Annotated in this window: 19 protein-coding genes and 5 pseudogenes; 14 read left to right on the top strand and 10 right to left on the bottom strand. The window is 49.0% G+C overall.

Annotated features, from left to right (window positions below):
- Positions 1-326: 326 nt before the first annotated feature.
- A complete protein-coding gene (locus BLP80_RS11170) occupies positions 327-1,961 on the bottom strand; it encodes a hypothetical protein (RefSeq protein WP_090543267.1) in 1,635 nt (544 codons plus the stop codon).
- Positions 1,962-2,166: 205 nt separating this feature from the next.
- On the opposite strand from BLP80_RS11170, the pseudogene BLP80_RS15715 reads away from it, so the two are divergent.
- Positions 2,167-2,394 (top strand): annotated as a pseudogene (locus BLP80_RS15715) (DDE-type integrase/transposase/recombinase); the annotation flags it as partial.
- Positions 2,395-2,624: 230 nt separating this feature from the next.
- Here the strand turns inward: BLP80_RS15715 and BLP80_RS16330 are convergent.
- The 3 genes and pseudogenes from BLP80_RS16330 to BLP80_RS11160 form a co-directional block, all read right to left on the bottom strand.
- Positions 2,625-2,732: pseudogene (locus BLP80_RS16330) on the bottom strand (IS5/IS1182 family transposase); the annotation flags it as partial.
- Positions 2,733-2,829: 97 nt separating this feature from the next.
- Positions 2,830-3,024: pseudogene (locus tag BLP80_RS11165) on the bottom strand (DDE-type integrase/transposase/recombinase); the annotation flags it as partial.
- A gap of 234 nt (positions 3,025-3,258) precedes the next feature.
- The gene (locus BLP80_RS11160; RefSeq protein ID WP_090543265.1) at positions 3,259-3,879 is read right to left on the bottom strand and encodes a cell wall hydrolase; all 621 of its coding nucleotides are present in this window, start codon (positions 3,877-3,879) and stop codon (positions 3,259-3,261) included.
- Between the two features lie 603 nt (positions 3,880-4,482).
- On the opposite strand from BLP80_RS11160, the gene BLP80_RS11155 reads away from it, so the two are divergent.
- Positions 4,483-5,091 (top strand): protein-L-isoaspartate(D-aspartate) O-methyltransferase, encoded by a 609-nt coding sequence (locus BLP80_RS11155; RefSeq protein WP_256325061.1) that lies wholly within the window; start codon positions 4,483-4,485, stop codon positions 5,089-5,091.
- Between the two features lie 9 nt (positions 5,092-5,100).
- A complete protein-coding gene (locus tag BLP80_RS11150; RefSeq protein ID WP_090543261.1) occupies positions 5,101-6,459 on the top strand; it encodes an APC family permease in 1,359 nt (452 codons plus the stop codon).
- 629 nt (positions 6,460-7,088) lie between these two features.
- Here the strand turns inward: BLP80_RS11150 and BLP80_RS11145 are convergent.
- The gene (locus BLP80_RS11145) at positions 7,089-7,985 is read right to left on the bottom strand and encodes a universal stress protein (protein WP_090543259.1); all 897 of its coding nucleotides are present in this window, start codon (positions 7,983-7,985) and stop codon (positions 7,089-7,091) included.
- Between the two features lie 388 nt (positions 7,986-8,373).
- Between BLP80_RS11145 and BLP80_RS11140 the strand changes: the two genes are divergently transcribed.
- The 3 genes from BLP80_RS11140 to BLP80_RS11130 all read left to right on the top strand — a co-directional run bounded on the left by BLP80_RS11140 (position 8,374) and on the right by BLP80_RS11130 (position 9,631).
- Positions 8,374-8,988: an IS701 family transposase gene (locus BLP80_RS11140; RefSeq protein ID WP_176754355.1), complete on the top strand. Its 615-nt coding sequence runs from the start codon at positions 8,374-8,376 to the stop codon at positions 8,986-8,988.
- Positions 8,989-9,009: 21 nt separating this feature from the next.
- Positions 9,010-9,258, top strand: a complete 249-nt coding sequence (locus BLP80_RS11135; protein WP_090543255.1) for a hypothetical protein — start codon at positions 9,010-9,012, stop codon at positions 9,256-9,258.
- A gap of 163 nt (positions 9,259-9,421) precedes the next feature.
- Positions 9,422-9,631, top strand: a complete 210-nt coding sequence (locus tag BLP80_RS11130; RefSeq protein ID WP_176754354.1) for a hypothetical protein — start codon at positions 9,422-9,424, stop codon at positions 9,629-9,631.
- 14 nt (positions 9,632-9,645) lie between these two features.
- On the opposite strand, the pseudogene BLP80_RS16690 reads toward BLP80_RS11130, so the two are convergent.
- Both BLP80_RS16690 and BLP80_RS11120 read right to left on the bottom strand, forming a co-directional pair.
- A pseudogene (locus tag BLP80_RS16690) lies at positions 9,646-10,089 on the bottom strand (IS110 family transposase); the annotation flags it as partial.
- A gap of 312 nt (positions 10,090-10,401) precedes the next feature.
- Positions 10,402-10,716: a BolA/IbaG family iron-sulfur metabolism protein gene (locus BLP80_RS11120; protein WP_090543250.1), complete on the bottom strand. Its 315-nt coding sequence runs from the start codon at positions 10,714-10,716 to the stop codon at positions 10,402-10,404.
- Between the two features lie 192 nt (positions 10,717-10,908).
- Here BLP80_RS11120 and BLP80_RS16685 point away from each other — a divergent pair, with 192 nt between their 5' ends.
- Positions 10,909-11,052 carry a transposase gene (locus BLP80_RS16685; RefSeq protein ID WP_176754351.1) on the top strand — a complete coding sequence of 48 codons (144 nt, stop codon included), beginning with the start codon at positions 10,909-10,911 and terminating at the stop codon, positions 11,050-11,052.
- A gap of 71 nt (positions 11,053-11,123) precedes the next feature.
- Here BLP80_RS16685 and BLP80_RS15705 read toward each other — a convergent pair whose 3' ends face one another.
- From BLP80_RS15705 to BLP80_RS11100, 3 genes and pseudogenes are all read right to left on the bottom strand, one after another.
- On the bottom strand, positions 11,124-11,375 hold the full coding sequence (locus BLP80_RS15705) for a hypothetical protein (RefSeq protein WP_176754350.1): 252 nt from the start codon (positions 11,373-11,375) through the stop codon (positions 11,124-11,126).
- A pseudogene (locus BLP80_RS11105) lies at positions 11,374-11,819 on the bottom strand (transposase); the annotation flags it as partial. The pseudogene BLP80_RS11105 and the gene BLP80_RS15705, both read right to left, overlap by 2 nt.
- 31 nt (positions 11,820-11,850) lie before the next feature.
- Positions 11,851-12,054 carry a transposase gene (locus BLP80_RS11100; RefSeq protein WP_090543242.1) on the bottom strand — a complete coding sequence of 68 codons (204 nt, stop codon included), beginning with the start codon at positions 12,052-12,054 and terminating at the stop codon, positions 11,851-11,853.
- 183 nt (positions 12,055-12,237) lie between these two features.
- Between BLP80_RS11100 and BLP80_RS11095 the strand changes: the two genes are divergently transcribed.
- From BLP80_RS11095 to BLP80_RS15245, 7 genes are all read left to right on the top strand, one after another.
- Positions 12,238-15,153, top strand: coding sequence for a monovalent cation/H+ antiporter subunit A (locus BLP80_RS11095; RefSeq protein WP_090543240.1), 2,916 nt, complete (start codon positions 12,238-12,240; stop codon positions 15,151-15,153).
- Entirely contained in the window at positions 15,153-15,497 is a 345-nt protein-coding gene (locus BLP80_RS11090) for a Na+/H+ antiporter subunit C (RefSeq protein ID WP_090543238.1), read from the top strand. Before BLP80_RS11095 ends, BLP80_RS11090 begins: the two co-directional genes overlap by 1 nt.
- Complete coding sequence (locus tag BLP80_RS11085) at positions 15,494-17,113, top strand: monovalent cation/H+ antiporter subunit D (protein ID WP_090543236.1); 1,620 nt, start codon at positions 15,494-15,496, stop codon at positions 17,111-17,113. The genes BLP80_RS11090 and BLP80_RS11085 overlap by 4 nt, the downstream gene beginning before the upstream one ends.
- Positions 17,110-17,595, top strand: a complete 486-nt coding sequence (locus BLP80_RS11080; RefSeq protein ID WP_090543234.1) for a Na+/H+ antiporter subunit E — start codon at positions 17,110-17,112, stop codon at positions 17,593-17,595. Before BLP80_RS11085 ends, BLP80_RS11080 begins: the two co-directional genes overlap by 4 nt.
- Positions 17,592-17,873 (top strand): K+/H+ antiporter subunit F, encoded by a 282-nt coding sequence (locus tag BLP80_RS11075; RefSeq protein ID WP_090543231.1) that lies wholly within the window; start codon positions 17,592-17,594, stop codon positions 17,871-17,873. The genes BLP80_RS11080 and BLP80_RS11075 overlap by 4 nt, the downstream gene beginning before the upstream one ends.
- Positions 17,870-18,292 (top strand): monovalent cation/H(+) antiporter subunit G, encoded by a 423-nt coding sequence (gene mnhG, locus BLP80_RS11070; RefSeq protein WP_090543230.1) that lies wholly within the window; start codon positions 17,870-17,872, stop codon positions 18,290-18,292. The genes BLP80_RS11075 and mnhG overlap by 4 nt, the downstream gene beginning before the upstream one ends.
- A 278-nt stretch (positions 18,293-18,570) precedes the next feature.
- Positions 18,571-18,942 (top strand): hypothetical protein, encoded by a 372-nt coding sequence (locus tag BLP80_RS15245; RefSeq protein ID WP_143002279.1) that lies wholly within the window; start codon positions 18,571-18,573, stop codon positions 18,940-18,942.
- Positions 18,943-19,243: the final 301 nt, after the last annotated feature.

Here is a 19,243-nt window from a genome sequence, read left to right as displayed (position 1 = left end):
GCATCAAATGCTCAATAATTGTCAGCATACCAAATAATATCCCGGTTGCGGCAACTTTCCCCTTTTCCCTATCCTGTACATGCAGGAATCAACGCATTAAACCCGAATATTTCATAAATTGGCACGTGTCCTCACTTGTCTTTTGATTAATAAGAAAGATTTTGCTCAGTCGGGTGTATGAATCACTACACCCCTTTTTCTCAAAACTTCCCTATTAATCAAAATTCTGCGTGATCATCACGCGAATTTATGAAATATTCGGGTTAAAGATAATCTTGCCAAGATTATCCAACTCAAATTCCTGCGCCAGAAAAATGAAATAGCAATCAAATACTTCCGGCTCTACCGAGGATATTGGGCTTAGCTGATGTATCCAAAGAATAAGCACGGATGATTTCCTGGACTGCCAAAGTTACTTTAGTTTCAAGTTCTGCTTGCCAATGTGCTTCGTTCCGGCCATAGATGATCACTCGACGGGTACTGAGGTCAATCGGAATATCGTCGTTATTTTTTGAGATGATCAGCACCGGCTTGGCGAGCGTGTGAGCAATACCGAGTTCATAAAGCACATTAGGATTTCTTCCCGAAATATCGGCAATAACGAAATCTGCGACATTGATGCTTTGCCAGATATCAACCAGTATATCGCTGGGCTTAAACACATCATCCCCCCGCATAGGCTGAACAGCTAACGATTTGCAGACACCGGACAGGATTCGGTGAACATCGCCAGACCATTCAAGACTGAATGGCATGACAATAAAACAACTTATCCGACCTGGCTCAGCGCTCCTGACCGCCTCGGGATAGAGCCTCTCTGGCCCCAGAAAAATGACATTCTGTTTAAGCTGACGCGCTGATTGATTGAGCGCATCAAGATAGCCGCCAAGGCCGGTAGACTGGAGTGTCGCTTGAATTTGTCCATCTTCAGTCCGCCAGTCTGCATGCTCCAGCCGGTTCTGGTGCAAGCGCTTTGTATACTTTTTAAGATACTGCACACTATCGTCAAAATGGTCAGTCAACCAGACGACACTGACTACTAAGGCGACGATAAGCAAAACTACAAAAAATGCTTTCCAGACGAGGTGAATCTGAATCAGGTTTAGCACCACCATCATTAATATTCCACCCAAGGAGAGCAGAATGAGAATCCCTGATAAATCAGACCTTGAGCGCCCGCTCTTGTTATCCTGGAAATGCAGATCGTTTGTTTTCTTAGAATTTTCTTTTCTGATTTCGGAAAGCAGTAAATACGAGGATAATAATAAAAACTGACCGAACATCCAGACGGGTTCAATACCCGTCGGCACATACTGTTCGCTGTAAGCCATATCACTTGCTATCAGCAAAGCCGTTGCCAGCAGCATCCAGTTAATAACAAATGGCGCCTTCAATAAAATACACCCCAGACCGATCACTAATACCAAAAACTCAAGGCCAGCAGTCACCGCATCGAGCCGCCCTGTCATGGTGTTGAGGCTCAAACCATACTGAGGATAATAAAAACTCGCCAGAATCAATGCCAAACCAAAAAAGAGCAGAGAAAAGACTGCTTTGGTAAGCGCAGTCGGAGGATAACGATGCCATAGCTCTATCGCCAGATAACCCCAGGCACACGCCCAGCTAAAAACAAATCCACTAAAACTGATATTGGAATAATTGGGGGGGCCGGCTTGAGCAAAATGTAAAAAGCCATGACTCCCATTCGGATCATAGGTCAGCCAGGAGATCGTCAGCAGAATGAGGCCGAAACCCTGGATAGCCATGAATATGGCATAAGGTCTGATGACATTCAATGAGGCAAAGAAGGCTGCAAACGCGGCTGCTATGGCCACAAGCCCCTGGTCCCAATTGTAAAAATCCAGCCCGAAAGCCTGGTCCTCCAAAACCAGCCAGCAACACAACCACAGCAAATAAATCGCCGCAATTCCTCCCAGGTACAAATTGGTCGATATTCTCATCAATAATCCTCTAGTTCATGTTCAGTTTAATTTCGGTAGATATTTAGCAAATATTGAGGGTCTGGGAAGAAATCCTAGCAAGCTCTCTGAATAGTATGTTGAGCAGTGGCGCGCCTAATGCGCCAGGAAGGCTTGTAAAGGAGAGGCGTGGTGATTTGCAGCGAATCAAACGAAGCAAATCGGATTCGCAGTATCCAGTCGACCCGTTAACCGCCGGTTCCTCGCATCGCGACTCAACCAGCTGTGGATGGCAGATCTTATCTAGGTGACGACCTGGATAGGCTTTGCCTATGCCGCTTTTGTGATTAATGTGTTTTCCCGTCGTACCGTTGGCTGGCGGGTGGCGAAGTCAATGTGCACTGAGCTAGTTCTGGATGCCCTGGAAGAGGCAGCGCGGGTAAGCGATCACACCCAAGGCAGGATTCATAAGTGATTATAGGTGCAAGAGCAGATGATCGTCTCTGCTCTGCGCCAGCAATTACCCTTTAACAGGCCGTTGAAAAACTCGGTATTTTCATTCTGAAATTTCTCTTTTAAAAGACTGCAAGCACTTTGGTTGTTTTTTGCAGATCTATTTTAACCAAAGAGGCTCATTTTTTGATCAGTTTCTGCCCGAGCTTCCTGTAAACCCTGCTCTTGAAGCAGCGATGCTCGTAGCAATCACTCCGGCGGTATCGAAGGACGGCCTTCCCTCGAGTAAACAGCACCAAACTGCTGATCCATTTGCTTGAGTATCCTATCCACCAGCACCCTCAGACGCCGCAACGCATGATTCAGTATAGTAAGAGTTTTGCAAAATTTTACCGGAGCAAGTCCGTTTTTCGACGGCTTGTTAGAAAGCGTTAAGCAGTCCTGATCTGCAGCAGCATTATCCAGCTAAAGTCATGAACTGTTTATAAGAGGGAATATTTTCTTCGGATAACTGTCCCTTTCGAGTCATATGCGTTGCTTCGATTCCATCAAGGGTTGCCTTTGCTGAACGAAAGGCTTTAAAGCCCACCATGGGTCTTGTGATTTTCTTAATGAAACGGTGATCCTGTTCCACCAGGTTGTTCAAATATTTGAACTTAGCATATTTCCATAAAGCTGACCTTTCCCCCATAATTTCTCATAGAAAAAAAACAGCATAAAGAATAATATCTTTTGGAAAACGAGCACCTTTAAAACTGATCATCGGCTCATTCAATCACTAGAAATTAATAATTTATTCCTCAATCTGATAAACCTTGTGACAAAATCGCTTTTCGTCGCTTAAAGAGTTGAGTTACGAAGTCTCACCAATGTCAATTGGCAGAGCCTATTTAGCCTCGCCGCCAGCCGGTTTATAGAAGATAAACTCGCCGACCTCGACCGTCCTGATGTATTCCTTAGACCAATCGGGGACTACTCTCCGATGGTGGAAGTATAAGGCACCACCGGTTCGGTCTTTGAGTTGGCAGTTGAGGGCCTTGCGGGCGATTTCCTTGGCGATCGCGTAGGATTCATCCTCCTTTGCGTCATCCGAACGGCCATCGCACCACCACGAGAACTGGCATGCTCCTTGCTCGTGGCCTTGCTTGACAACTCCACAGATGGTGTTTGGGAAGCCCTCATGGCCGGCTCGGTTCATAACGACATTGGCGACGGCTTCCATGCCGGCATCACCCTTGCCCCTAGCCTCCCAGTAGATGCTGCGGGCAAGACAAGTGATCGCACCGTCCAACGGTTCTTCTCCGGTCGGATCGACAGCCTGCGCTTGGGGTTTAGTGATGAGCTGGGTCGGAGTCGGAAGCATTTTACTGCCATCGGGCGCGGCCTTCTCCTCCAGCACCTCTGCCTTGCTCTTGGCGGATTCCGCCTTCTGGGACTGATCAGTCGCAGTTGCCTGTCCCGCCAGAAGGAATGTCGCAAACCAGGTCGCAGCTAATATCTTTCCCATGGTCAAACCTCCTGAACGAACAAATACAGCTGAATTATATCACCGACCCAGTCAGTAAGGATTGAACGGATGCTAAGGCCGAAAGTAGGTTTCCCTGCCCGTACCGAGTTTTTACAAGGTCACTCCGTAGTAGCGGCTAGGCAATGTTGTATTGTGTAACGGGTGGAAGTCCCGTCCTGGTAACCGCCAGCGTTGTGGGAGGAGCAGCGGGAGCGGATCAAATGTGCTTCATCTTTATCGGTCCCTACGGTTTCCCAAAAATAATAACCGGTGAAAATCCTATTTTCAAATTGGTACTTTATGCAAAAACAGACGGTTTATTGAACGTTCAATAGCGAGTTTGACTAAATATCAGGCCTTACGTATATTTCACTTTAATAGGAAATGGCTTTTATTTTTCTATATATTAGGCTTGCTCATTCATCCACGCATCATCACCCGGGATCCGTATCTCTTATGAACTTCCCAGCTCGCGTGCTGACATCGTTACGGATGACCAGCGTCATGCTCCTCTTCTGTCTGACTGTCATTCCCGGATGCAGCGGAGTATCTGGTAGCGGCCCACTTTTCGCAGATCTCACACGTCAAGTCGAACGCGACAGGATGGTGGATGAGCAGATCATCCCCAGTGGTATCAAGGACCCAATCGTTCTTGCCGCGATGCGCCGTGTTCCCCGCCACAAGTTCGTACCCTCTCGCTACTCCGCCTTCGCCTACCACGACGATCCTCTCCCGATCGGCTACGGTCAGACCATCTCGCAACCCTCTCTCGTTGCGCTCATGACCGAAACACTCGCACTGCAAGGGGCCAAGAAGGTGCTTGAAGTAGGAACCGGCTCGGGGTACCAGGCTGCGGTCCTGGCTGAGATTGTGCCCGATGTCTTCACCATCGAAATCGTCGAACCTCTGGCGATAGAGACCACGCGCACACTGGCGGAGCTTGGCTACCGTAACGTCCACACGCGTATCGGTAACGGTTATCGAGGCTGGCCGGAAGAAGCTCCCTTCGATGCCATCATCGTGACCGCCGCACCCGACCACGTGCCGCAACCGCTCCTCGATCAACTCGCCGTTGGAGGACGGTTGATTCTGCCGGTTGGCCGCCACTACCAGACCTTGGAGCTCCATCGCCGAACTGCAGAAGGTTATGAACGCAAGGTCATCACGTTCGTGCGGTTTGTCCCGCTGATCCGAGAGGGGCAACAAGAGTAGGCCGTGCAGATGGAGAAAACCAAGCGAAATCCGTCCACACTTCCCCGCTACATCGGTTGGTTCACGGCCAGTTGCGTCCTTGTCAGTAGCGTAGTCGGTACCGGCATCTTTACCACGACCGGATTCATGGCCCGCGACCTCGGTCATCCGGGTTTGATCCTCTCTATTTGGCTGGTGGGGGCGCTGATCGCGCTCGCAGGAGCCCTCTCCTATAGTGAGTTGGGCGCGGCATTTCCGGTGGCCGGCGGAGAATATGCGTACCTTCGCCGAGCCTATGGGCCGTTCGTTGGGTTCCTCAGCGGGTGGACGTCCTTCTCCATCGGCTTCAGCGCTGCCATTGCAGCAAGCACAGTGAGCTTTGCCGTCTACTTCCTCCAACTCCTTCCGCTTGATGACGAGAAAGGCCTACTGTCAACGACCTTAGCTTTGGCCCTCCTCTGGTCTATCACAGGCTTCCACCTAGCCGGCGGTGGGACAGGAGGGACTCTCCAACGAAACCTGACGGTGCTGAAGGTGGGAGCCATTCTCTTATTCATCGTGGCGGGACTGATAGTCGGGGCAGGCGATTGGGCGCATCTTGCTCCCACGAATACTCATCCTGTCCCCGGCATTGGATCCTATGTCGTGTCGTTGATCTTTGTTCTTTATGCCTATTCTGGCTGGAATACCTCGGCGTATCTGGCGGGAGAGATCATCGATCCTGCCCGCACGATCCCCCGGACGATGATCGGCGGCACACTCTTCGTCGCGCTGCTTTATCTCATACTGAACGGATTCTACTTCTACGCTCTGCCGGTGACGGAGCTGGCCAAGCCCCCGATCCTGCCTGTCGCGGATAAAGTCGCACGAGCTCTGCTGGGCTTCGAAGCAAGTCGGTTCGTGACCGCCATCCTGTGCCTTTCGATTGCAGGAGCCGTGAGCGCCATGGTGTGGGCTGGACCGCGCGTCTACTATGCCATGGCACAAGACGGCTTGATTCCCTCCGTCTTTGCAAACACCTCTGGCAGGCAATCCACGCCAATCAATGCCATCCTACTGCAAAGTCTCTGGGCTTCAGCCTTGATTCTATCGGGGAGTTTCGAGCAACTGGTGATTTACAGTGGTATCGCGTCGATGCTCTTCAGCGCACTCGCAGTGGGGGCAGTACCGATTCTGCGTCGACGGGAACCGAACCTGCTTCGTCCCTATCGCACCCCTCTTTATCCGTTTGTCCCGGCATTCTACCTGTTTGTGTCAATCGTCATAGTTGGGAGCGCGCTCTATGAGCGACCTGTAGAAGGATATCTTGGAATCGCGACCATCTTAGCGGGAACGCCCCTATACCTGCTTTGGCGTCGGCTGCATGGTGCCGAGAATCGGGGCTCGTGACTCGCTGCGAAGATGCCTGCCTCGCTACCCCTTGACGCACACGAGCGGCTCTAGATTGACCAATTTCCGCGCCAGCCTCGCGTCACGTAAACAAGCACTACAATTAACGTTAGACATACATAGACGCACTGCTCTGCCCAGCTTTCAGGGTTCTGTCACATTAGTATGACTCTGCCAAGAATCGTACTGGTACTATACTGGTGACCTTAACAGGCCGTCGAAAAACGGACTTGCTCCGGTAAAATTTTGCAAAAGCCTTACTATATTGAATCATGCGTTGCGGCGTCTGAAGGTGCTGGTGGATAGGATACTCAAGCAAATGGATCAGCAGTTTGGTGCTGTTTACTCGAGGGAAAGCCGTCCTTCGATACCGCCGGAGTGATTGCTACGAGTATCGCTGCTTCAAGAGCAGGGTTTACAGGAAACTCGGACAGAAACTGATCAAAAAATGAGCCTCTTTGGTAAAAATAGATCTGCAAAAACAACCAAAGTGCTTGCAGTCTTTTAAAAGAGAAATTTCAGAATGAAAATGCCGAGTTTTTCAACGGCCTGTTAATGATTGTTTTTATTTAGTGTTGCTGGAAAAGATCGAACTGACTATTTTACCTGATTACAATAATTAGGTTGCTTCAGCCTGCCCCTTCCACTACCAGCACGTCACAATCCGATTGCTGAATCACTTGCTTTGTAACCCTGCCAAGCAACATTCCTTCCCTCTCGGACTGCCCGAGTTTACCAATGACGATCAGATCGGGTTCAAGTACTTTCGCTTTTTCCTGGATTACAGCAGATGCAGAGCCCCATTCTACAAGATGAGATAATGAAACGCCTGTAGTTTCAAAATCCGACACCAATTCCTGCATCTGCCTGCTCTTTTGCTTTTGTAGTTTGGCACGGTAACCCTCAATGTGTTGGCCACCGATACCGGCAAAATGCAGCTTGGCTTCGAAAGGCACCTCAAATGCGTGCAGAACGATAATATTCGCATGCGGAGCGATATTCATAGCAAATTCGATCGCTAGCCGGGAATATCGTGAGAAATCCACTGGTATCAGTATCTGGCGGTACGGTACCCGGGGTTCCCGCTTGACGATCAACAATGGTCGGGTCAACTGGCGAAGCACCTTGTCAACGGTGGAACCAACAAACAATTCCCTCACGAAACCATCACCATGTGCCCCCAGCACGACCAGGCCGGCGTCTACAAAGCTGGCGTAGCGTTCAATCTCGGTGTGGGTACGGCCAACATTCAACGCTGTCGTAGTAACTGGAACACAGTATTTATCAGAGAGATCGCGTTCAATTTCATCCATCTGTTTGCGGGCTGATTCCATCAGCCGCTGCTCTGTATCCAAGGGAGATAGTGCCAGGTTACGCAGCGATTCCAATGCTAGATTGTCAATTATATGTAACACATCCAGCGATTCACTATCCAGTTCAAGTGCCAGCATGGCGGCACGCGCTTCGGCCCAGCTCGCAAACTGGGACATGTCTGTGGCTACTACTATTCGTTTTATTCTGGACATGATTAGTTTCCTTTCTAAAGTTTCACGCTTTTTTTATGGACCGGTGATTCAATTCTCTGGATTTTTTGGATTAACGGGGTTTTTTCTTGAATGGCAAGATAGCGTTGATATTAACCCTGTTGTATGCAGGGTAAAAATCTAAATTTATCATTTAAATACAGTAACATATGATTGCAGCAACGCACGGCTTTTGTTATAATTTCATCTGTTAAGTAATTGAAACCAATAACAAAACAGGCATCGCTGCCTGTTCATTCTACGCAATATCTTCTTTCCCCTCCAGCAGGAATTTAATCACCGTTGCAAAGGCGATGAACGAGGTGTCTGGTTTGTTTATACGCTCCTGGCTGTTATCACCCATTTCACTTCTTCACGCAGCGCCAACCTATTGCGATGCTTACTGACATTGTTCGGGTTGTCGCTTAGTCAGCGCCGATTTTACATCTTCATGGCCTCATCAAAATTACCTTGGCCACACCTTTGGGCGATGTTGTGGTCTTTAATACCCAACCCGACGACAAAAGGACGGCTGTTACTGGCCCTGGATGACTACATCAATCCCAAGACTGGCAAAAATATTTTTGGTTGTGCGCCTTTCTTTGACCATGCTGCCAAGATCAACCAATCGAAATACCCCTGGTCACAAAATGTGGTGTCCATCGGTTTATTAAAAATGGTCAAAGGCTGCTGGGCTTGCTTACCGCTGGCGTTTTGTTTCTATCACATGAAAAAAACGATTGTGGCCCAGAAGGTAAGGATTGATGGCAAGATACCACTGTTTCAAACCAAATTTGAGCAGGCCATTGAAATGCTGCCGGAAATTTCTGCCGCTTTTCCTGGCACTCCATTGCTGATCGTTACCGATAGCTGGTTTGGAAACGATGGCTTGTTTAAACCGATGCGCAAAACCGTTGGGCAGCACTGTCATATGCTTTCCAGATTGCGCGTCAATACCATTTTGTTTGCGCTACCCCCCGAACACCAGAAACATCAGCTCGGTTGATCCAGAAAGTATGGAGACAGGATGGGCAGTGCCACAACACTGGCCAATGAATACCATGAACGCGCTACCACTTACTCGGTTAACCTCTACAGCAAACAGCGCGATGTTCTGGCCTTTGACAACATCATGATGTTGAAAACACTCAAATGTGCCGTGCGCGTGGTTTGGATCTATCGAAGATCACAATGGGTTGCACTCTTTACCACCGACCTCGATCTCACCGTCACGCAGGTTATCGGATACTACGGCGCACGCTGGAATAAAGTTTAGATCAAAACGGTGAAACTTCAGTTGCTATGTTTATGGCTATTGCCTCGCTTGCTGGCAGGAGCAACTCTTTTTTATCAAGTTTCATTCCTCATCATTTATATCCGTTTTGTATGACATCTCTTAGCTTGTTATCAAAAAATACTTGATTGTAACGGAAATCGTTTTGCCAGACAGCTTCTTATATCCGGCCTTATTGCAGACTGGATTTCTTTCTGCGGGCCCTGATGGAATTCGCCAAGAACGCCCTCATCTCCGTCTCGTGCTCGAAGTGCTGGTAAAAATTCAGGTTTACGTTCTTGCGGTCCGACCTGTTTCGCCATCACACGCTTTATCTACCGGCGCAACCTATCAGCATTCCACTCCTTTTCAGTGATTGTTCTATGTTATTTATGTGGGCACTCGGCTCACATAACCCTTTGGGTACTCCCCATCGTGCGCCAGAATCGCCCACGCCGTTCGTGCCATCTTGTTGGCCATCGCAACAATGGCCACATTGCTGGTCGCCGCTGCAGCAGCGCTTCGCTCCATGCGCCTTTATCTTTGGCGTTGAACATGACCGCTCTGGCGCCATGTATCAGCAGGGTGCGTAAATATGTGTCGCCCCTTTTGGCTTTTGCCTAACAGCTTAATCTTGCCGCCCGTGCCGCTCTGTCTTGGAACAAGCCCCACAAAGGCAGCGAATTCCCGTCCAGATTTGAAGTAATTTGCCTCGCCCATCGTGGCAACCAAAGCAGTTGCCGTCAACATTCCCACACCGGGGATCTCAGCAATATTCCTACATGCAGCCTGCTGTTTCCGCCAATCTTTGATTCTGCGTTCAATGTTCTGTACATCTGCTTTGATTCCATCGAGTCGTTTCAATTGTTCCTTGACCGCCTCAAACAACATACCAGGTATGATTTCTTCCAGTTCAGCCATGCGTTGTTGTATTTTTGCCAGACCTCCTTGCCTGCCGCCTTTCAACGTAACACCCCACTCGTAGCGCAAGCCACGCAGTTGGTTCACCTGCATGGTGCGGAACTTGATCAGCGACAATCTCATCCCGTCAGGTCCGCGAGGGGCTGCCTCATTCTTTACCGCTTACTCCTGCTCCCCGTGGGGAAGGAGGCGCCCATTCCATCTCCGTTATTTACAAATGTGCTGTTATTTCGATATTGAGCCTCCAAGACATGGCGGAGAATTATTGGGCGTTCCGCTCTTCTCAAACCATTCTTCGATAGTCATTGTGTGTAGAACAAGAGCATGAATAGAATGAGCAAGCTCATCAGCCAGGATGTTGTTAACCATTCGATGACGAGCTAACAGCATTCTTCCATTAAATTCATCGGAAACGATAGTCACCTTGAAATGGGATTCGGATCCCACTGCTACATTGTGTTTGTGGCTTTCATTGATTACTTCCAGAAATTGGGGTTGCAGTGATTGCAGTTTGGTCTCGATTAAATTTTTTATTTTCATAATAAGATCACTTTAATATCGCCCATGTTACCTCCTCGTTTCCTTTGAAAGAAGCCTAGGTTCTGTTGACATTTCATAATTATCAACGAAAATCCCGGTCTATTTTGTGCGGAAATGAATAGCAGAGCAGAACTGACCGATGAACAGTGAGAAATTTTACACCAACTATTGCTGCTTCAAGAGCGAGTTTATGTGGGGAACATCGAAGGATGCCGTTGTTTTCTGAATGCAGTATTGTGGATTCTACGTAGTGGCGCACCATGGCATTTGTTACCCCAGTCATTAGGTAAATGGAATTCAGTTTTTAAACGCTTCTCGCGTTGGTGCAAAACATGAAGTCTGGAAGTTTCTGCACTCGGGTTGCAGTCAATATCCGGACATGCAACAAATTCTGGTTGATAGTACGATTATTCGCGCACATGCTTGTGCTGCCGGAGCGGCAGGCAGTTCGGCGAAGCTCTGGGGTGTTTGGCGTACTGACATTCGCCAAAGCAACGCTGCTTCTCTGCCGTGGCTTTGAATGCTTCTTCAGCTGCACTCACTAACCCGTCTGCCAAAACCTTGAACCTGGCATTCTTGGTAAGCCCTATGATGTAACCTACAACTATTGCGTTCACACCAGCCCATAATGTGACACCGACGGAAACCCAAGTCACCATGAAAAATGATCCGGGTATGAGGAAAGCGTGCTCTGATTGTTTTAACCAGGCACTTCAAAACAGCTCCCGCATGCTTAACTGCATCACGTTTAGCTGATCGCAGGTAAGCAACCAATAGTTGACTGCCGCAGAAAACATAGAAAGGCAGGAAACAGTAATTATCATAGTAACCATGGAAAAACGCCCTTCCTGATTACCATGCACCACATCGTCAGTAGCATCAAAATCCAGAATCAGTTCCTCCGGCGGCATGGCAAAGGAGGATAAAAAACTACTCCATAAGCTCGCCATGTATCGCCCAAGCGACTTGATGATCCGCCCAATGTTCGAAGCGGCACCACATGAGACTGGAAGCACCTTCCTGATCTTTTGACAAAGCAGTGGATAGTGCGGGGGGGGCAGTGCGCAATCGATCATGTCGTTAAGATCCTCATAACCCTGCACGATACCGTAGGCTCTCTGTCGCAACAGTTGCTCAGCTGAGTGCTTTAACCAATAGCGGGTTGCGTCGATCAGGCAAATGCCGTGCTACGCGCTCAAGCAATCCCAGATGCAGATCGGCCTGACGCACCAGTAATAATCCACCCTCCGAGGTAACACTACCACCGTCAAAAGTGACCTCAATACATCGGCGTGAAAAACCAGGAAACAGCTCTCCCTGAATGGTACATTCCGACATCAGCAAAATCGAATTCAAATTAACCCTAAAGCTATATTCTATAAAGGTTTTAAGGATCTAATGGCTCTGATACCATAAAATATCGGGGTTAGATAGCTTAAGAGTCAATTACAGTATCTGAGTATAATGATATCTATATTCCTCCTATCTTCCTCCTATCGAATCAAACTGATACTATGACGTATGTATAAAGAAAATCTTCTTCTGTACCTAATACTTCTCCCATTCATGGGAAGTGTACTTGCCGCGATGCTACCGGCAAATGCGCGCAATGCGGAGGCATGGTTGTCAGGGGGAGTGTCAATCGCAGCATTTGTGATCGTTGTTTGCCTTTACCCATGGGTCGCAGATGGGGAAGTAGTACGTTACGTGATCGAGTGGCTACCCGAGCTTGGCCTGAACTTTACGCTTAGGGTGGATGGTTTTGCGTGGATGTTCTCGATACTGATTACTGGTATCGGCTTCCTTGTGGTGTTGTACGCACGTTATTACATGTCGCCAAAGGATCCGGTACCGCGTTTTTTTTCTTTCCTGCTCGCATTCATGGGTGCGATGCAGGGCATGGTTATCTCAGGCAACATTATTTTACTAGCGATCTTCTGGGAGCTCACCAGCATTTTCTCCTTTCTCCTGATCGGCTATTGGCATCACAATGCAGCTGCACGCGATGGCGCACGCATGGCTTTGATCATTACCGGTATCGGCGGACTTTGTTTGCTTGTTGGCCTGATTATCATCGGATATATAGTTGGTAGCTACGAACTGGACTACGTATTGGAAGCAGGTGATAAGATACGCCAGCATGACCTCTATGTCCCTGCGCTTCTGCTCATTCTAATGGGAGCGCTAACCAAGAGTGCGCAATTTCCATTTCATTTTTGGTTACCTAATGCAATGGCTGCACCGACACCTGTATCGGCTTATCTGCATTCGGCAACAATGGTGAAAGCTGGCGTGTTTCTTCTTGCACGGTTATGGCCAGTCATGTCTGGTACTGATGAGTGGTTCTTTATTGTTGGCCTTGCTGGCATGAGCACGTTACTGCTTGGCGCGTATTTCGCCATTTTCCAGCAGGACCTGAAGGGGTTACTTGCTTATTCGACCATTAGTCACCTGGGTTTGATCACTACACTGCTCAGCTTTGGTAGTCCGCTAGCAGCAGTTGCTGCTATTTTTCACATGATGAATCATGCGACCTTCAAAGCGTCGCTATTTATGGCAGCCGGTATTATCGATCATGAAGCCGGCACGCGCGACATGCGCAAGCTCAGCGGCCTTTTTAGCTTCATACCGATTACTGCCACGCTCGCGATGGTAGCAAGTGCAGCCATGGCCGGCGTACCCCTTCTAAATGGTTTTTTGTCAAAAGAAATGTTTTTTGCTCAAACATTGGAACAACATAGAGCATCGCTATTGGATGGTGTTGCACCTTATGTTGCTACGATCGCAAGTGCATTTGCGGTTACTTATTCCGTACGCTTTATCCATACAGTTTTTTTTGGATCTAAGCCAGAGGATTTGCCACGTGAGCCACACGAACCCCCGCACTGGATGCGGCTACCTATAGAGTTTCTGGTGTTAGTCTGCCTCATTGTCGGTATCATCCCTGGCCTTACTATTGGCCCCTACCTACATACTGCTGTGGTATCGGTGCTGGGCGAGCGTACACCGGAATACAACCTTGCCATATGGCACGGCATCAATACTCCGCTGGTCATGAGCGTAGTAGCGCTCGCCTGCGGTGTGCTTTTTTATCTGGTGCTACGAAATTATTTAGCGCGAGGCGCGGATGGTCCTCCAGGAGTACGCAGCCTCAAGGGAAAGCGCATATTCGAGCAGCTTCTTGTTACTATCTCCTGGCGCTGGGCTCGCTGGATGGAATCACATTTTGGTACGCAACGCTTGCAACCACAACTACGGCTAGTGATCTTCATTGCTTTCGTTGCTGGGCTTTGGCCATTTTACTCTGCGGATCTCCATCTGAGCCCACCAACACTCACAGAAATCGATCCAGTCTTCGCTGCAATCTGGGTCATTGGTATCATCAGCGCGCTCGGAGCTGCGTATCAAGCGAAATACCACCGGCTAGCTGCACTGATCCTGATGGGGGGTGCGGGTCTTGTAACTTGCATCACCTTTGTCTGGTTCTCAGCACCTGACCTTGCACTCACACAACTCCTCGTTGAAATTGTGACTACGGTCCTCATCCTGCTCGGCCTTCGCTGGTTGCCGAAGCGGATTGAAAGAATCGATAATTATAATACACTAACAGTGCGTATACGCAGGTATCGTGATTTCTTACTCGCAGTCGCTTGCGGGGGAGGTATGGCGATGATTGCCTATATAATGATGACCAGTCCACTGCCCGATACCATCGCCAGCTACTTCCTGGAACAGGCCTATCCCAAAGGAGGTGGTACTAACGTCGTCAATGTCATCTTAGTCGATTTCCGGGGCTTCGATACGTTCGGCGAGATTACCGTTCTGGGTATTGTAGCGCTTACAATCTTCGCATTACTGCGACGTTTCCGTCCAGCACCTGACAGTATTGAGATACCGGAACAGCAGCGCATACAGAATGCCTATGACGATGCTAGCGCGAACCGTGAGATTGGCGAGACGGTACGTGACTATTTATGGGTACCTTCCGTTATCATGCAGTGGATGTTTCCGTTTATCATCCTTCTGGCCGCCTATCTCTTCCTGCGAGGCCACGATTTGCCCGGTGGAGGATTCGCGGCAGGGATCACTATGGCAATTGGCTTCTTGCTACTATATATCGCTGGTGGAACGCGATGGATGGAAGACCGTCTGCATATCCTGCCCATGCTTTGGATCGGTTTTGGTCTGATACTAGCAGTATTTACTGGAATGGGGTCCTGGCTATTCGGATTTCCCTTTCTCACTTCTTACTTTCACTATATGGAGATACCACTCGTCGGCAAGGTACCCATCGCCACCGCACTGTTCTTCGATCTCGGCGTGTTTGCACTAGTAGTCGGGGCAACTGCCCTGATACTTATCGCACTTGCTCACCAATCAATCCGCAGCCATCGCACTCGCACTGTTGAAATTACAAAGATGGAGGAGGATACCTGATGGAGCTAATCCTATCTTTAGGGATAGGTGTACTAGTCGGATCGGGGGTATGGTTGCTCTTTCGTCCGCGTACCTACCAAGTCATCATCGGGTTGGCGCTACTTTCCTATGCTGTCAATCTATTCATCTTCAGTATGGGGCGACTTACCATTAATGCACCACCCATCGTTCAAGCTGGTGTCGAGATTGATTCCACCACTTTTGCGGATCCGGTGCCGCAGGCATTGGTACTAACAGCAATCGTTATCGGCTTCGCCACGACTGCGCTCTTTCTTGTCGTTCTGCTTGCATCACGCGGCCTGACGGGAACCGATCATGTGGACGGAAGGGAAACTGAACGATGATATTGACTCCAGAACACCTCGTTATCGCTCCGATTCTGATCCCGTTTATTACTGGCGTACTGCTTCTCTTCTTTGAAGATCGTGAGCGACGCCTCAAGGCGAGCGCGTCGATTCTGGCTACCATTGCGCTGCTTATGGTATCAATTGAGCTTCTACAAATTTCGCACACCGACGGCGGGCGGGTCGTGGTCTACCTACTTGGCAACTGGCCATCTCCCTTTGCCATCAATTTGGTACTTGACCGCCTATCGGCAATGATGCTCATACTGACCTCGGTACTTGCCATTCCCGCGCTGATCTTTTCACTCGGGCGCTGGCACAGGGCTGGCCTGCATTTCCACACCTTATTTCTGCTTCTTCTCATGGGACTGAACGGCGCGTTCCTTACTGGAGATCTGTTTAATCTTTTTGTCTTTTTCGAAGTAATGCTTGCTGCTTCCTATGGTTTGGCGTTGCACGGCTCGGGCTTGCTTCGGGTAAAGGCAGGACTGCACTATATCGCCATCAACCTTGCTGCTTCGCTGCTGTTTCTGGTCGGTGTCTCCCTGATCTATGGTAACACTGGCACGCTCAGCATGGCTGACCTTGCTATACGTATCCCGCAAATCGCCGAAGAGAATCGTATAATACTGGAATCTGGCATAGCCATTCTCGGTGTAGCCTTCCTCATCAAGGCGGGAATGTGGCCGTTAGGTTTCTGGCTGCCTACAACTTATACCTTTGCACCGGCGCCGGTTGCGGCCATCTTAACCATCATGAGCAAGGTCGGTATCTATGTTCTACTGCGCCTGTCGTTACTTTTCTTCGGAGAAGAGCCGGGTATCTCGGGTGGTTTTGGATCGCCAATACTCTTCTTCGGGGGACTGGCAACCATTGTTTTCGGTATTATTGGCGTTCTAGCCTCACAGGCGCTGGGCCGGCTTGCTGGCTTCTCGGTATTAGTTTCTTCCGGAACATTACTAGCAATCATAGGACTCACGCAGGTCGATATCACCGCCGCTGCGCTGTTCTATTTAGTCAGCTCCACACTGGCGATCAGCGCGTTTTTTATGCTCATCGAACTGGTGGAAAGGGAGCAAAGCGCAATCTCGAATGTTCTGGCCGTTACTAAGGAAGCCTTTGGCGAAGGCGATGAAGAAGAGGAGGATGAAGAGATAATCGGTGTTGCTATTCCAGGGTCGATTGCCATACTTGGCATTAGCTTTGTCGCTTGTAGTATTTTACTGGCAGGCCTGCCACCGCTTTCTGGCTTTATAGCCAAATTCGCTATCCTAACGGCTATACTCAATCCCGAAGGGGGCGCGATCTCGTCAGCATCATGGTGGCTCATAGCCCTTCTCATCCTGTCAGGTCTTTCCGCTCTTATCGCTATGGTGCGTGCAGGAATCCGCACCTTCTGGGCACCAGCAGTGGCTTTAGTGCCACGTGTGCTTCTCATCGAGATCGTCCCGGTGGTCATGTTGCTGTTCATGACGCTTGCACTCACCGTGCAAGCGGGGCCGATCATGCACTTTATGGAGGCAACGGCAGTCAGCCTGCATGAACCACGATCGTATATAGAAGGAGTGTTGAAAGCACCACCTGCTGCGCCATGGCAAATGGAGACAGAAGAATGAGCCAACTGTTTCCCTATCCACTGTTGATCATCTTCCTGATCATCATGTGGTTGCTGCTGACTAGCTTCTCATTGGGTCAGATCATTGTCGGTACTGTCATCGCGCTCGTGGCTGCACAGGGTATGGCTGCTCTCCAACCTGCAAAGCCCCGACTCAAGCGCTGGGATCTGTTACTCAAGCTGATTGGCATCGTACTCTACGATATCGCGCGCTCTAATATTGCCGTAACAAGAATCATCCTCCAAGGAAACAAGCGCAAACGAAAATCTGGTTTCATGACCATCCCACTCAATTTACGCGATCCGATCGGTCTAACCATACTTGCAGTTATCATAACGAGTACGCCAGGTACTGCCTGGCTAGGCTATAATTTCGCACAAGGAACACTGTTATTACATGTTTTCGATCTAGTAGACGAAGCTGTTTGGCTCGATCTCATCAAGAATCGCTATGAATATTTTTTATTGGAGATATTTGAATGAGTGCTACCATCCTTTTTTGGGCTATAACTTTTGCACAGATCATGCTGACAATCGCTATGGTGCTAGCATTGACTCGAATGATCAAGGGACCACGCGCCCAGGATCGTGTATTAGGGCTTGATACACTCTACGTTAACTCCATGTTGTTAATTCTCGTTTTCGGCATACGTACTGGCAATACACTTTATTTCGAAGTATCATTGATCATCGGTATATTAGGCTTTGTAGCAACTGTGGCACTTGCCAAATTCCTGATGCGCGGCGAGGTGATCGAATGAATCACGTTGCCGATTTCCCTCTATGGATGGCATGGTTTGTCGCCGCTTTCCTAATTATCGGAGCGGGACTGACGCTGATCGGTTCATTCGGGCTATACCGTTTACGCAGCTTCTATGATCGCATCCACGCACCGACACTGGGCACAAGCTGGGGGACAGCAGCCATCGTATTGGCGTCGATAATATATTTCAGTGTTTTGCAGTCACGACCGGTCTTTCACGAAATTCTGATCGGAATTTTTGTCACAATTACGACGCCAGTTACCTTTATGCTGCTAGGCCGCGCCGCACTTTATCGCGATCGTTCAGAGAAAAACCCGGAAGTACCGGCTATGGATTCACCTAAAAGCATACTTGATGAACTCAAGCTGATGGATAAACCGGAATCCGTATATCTGGAATCTGGGGAGCGTGAATAATGGTTCTGTCACATTAACCATCGTGCAGCAAATTCGCTTATTCTAAGAATCATCTTCTTGATTAATGATTCCTTGAATTCTTTCGAATAGCTCTTTTGCATCATGTCCTCTCGCTTTGCCCTTCAAGTATCTAGGTTTCAAATGAGGCGAAAGGTATCCTGACAACATAGGGCTTCGCACCAAGCGCCGACCGGGGCGCACTGGATAGCGAAATTCGGGCGTATATCCACGCCGAACAGGCCGGAAAGGGCGCAGGGCTTATTAAGATTCGGCAAGCGATGGAAGATAAAGCCGTTGCTGCCGTCGTCTTCCATTCGCCGTCGTTCCTGTTGGACATTGCGCCCGAAAACCATACGAAGCTTCGTTTTGAAGCGACCGAACGCCATGTTCCCGCCGCTTACAAGATGATGACCGACAGCGTAGCCCTTCGCGAACTTCCGGCGAAATACGACAAGACGATTAGCGCCGTTCGTGGCAGCTTCTACCTGCCGCCCGTTTGCGGCCCAAGCTGCGAAGCGCGTACAACAGGTCTGACCGAACCCAAGCGCCATTGGGGGACTTTTTCCTGGCCTTCGTGCCGGTTTTTTTTAATCAGTTACGGGCCCCCACCTCAACTTCGGGCTTCGACATATCTGGCAACGTACGCCTGATTTCAGCATCCATAATCCGAAGCTGATTAGCTCTAATCCTGAGGTATCCCCACAAAATATCATTAAGAAACAATGTATTGTTGGATGGAATTCAGATAAAAATAAGATCAAGGTAAGCGTTCAGCGCGTCCATCTAAACACAGATAATCCAGTCCATTATTATCCCCAGACATATTTCAGGGAGATAATTGATGGCATTAACGCTGCTCAAACAAAACCATATAGGAGCCTGGCAGGTTAGCGGCTTATCGCAAAGGGCTTATTGTCGTCAGCATGGTTTGAATGCCAAAACATTTGGTAA

The sequence above is a fragment of the Nitrosomonas sp. Nm132 genome, from assembly GCF_900100485.1.
Taxonomy (GTDB): Bacteria; Pseudomonadota; Gammaproteobacteria; order Burkholderiales; family Nitrosomonadaceae; genus Nitrosomonas.
The sequence above is the reverse complement of the archived record's forward strand: the minus strand, read 5'-3'. Positions and strand labels throughout refer to the sequence as shown.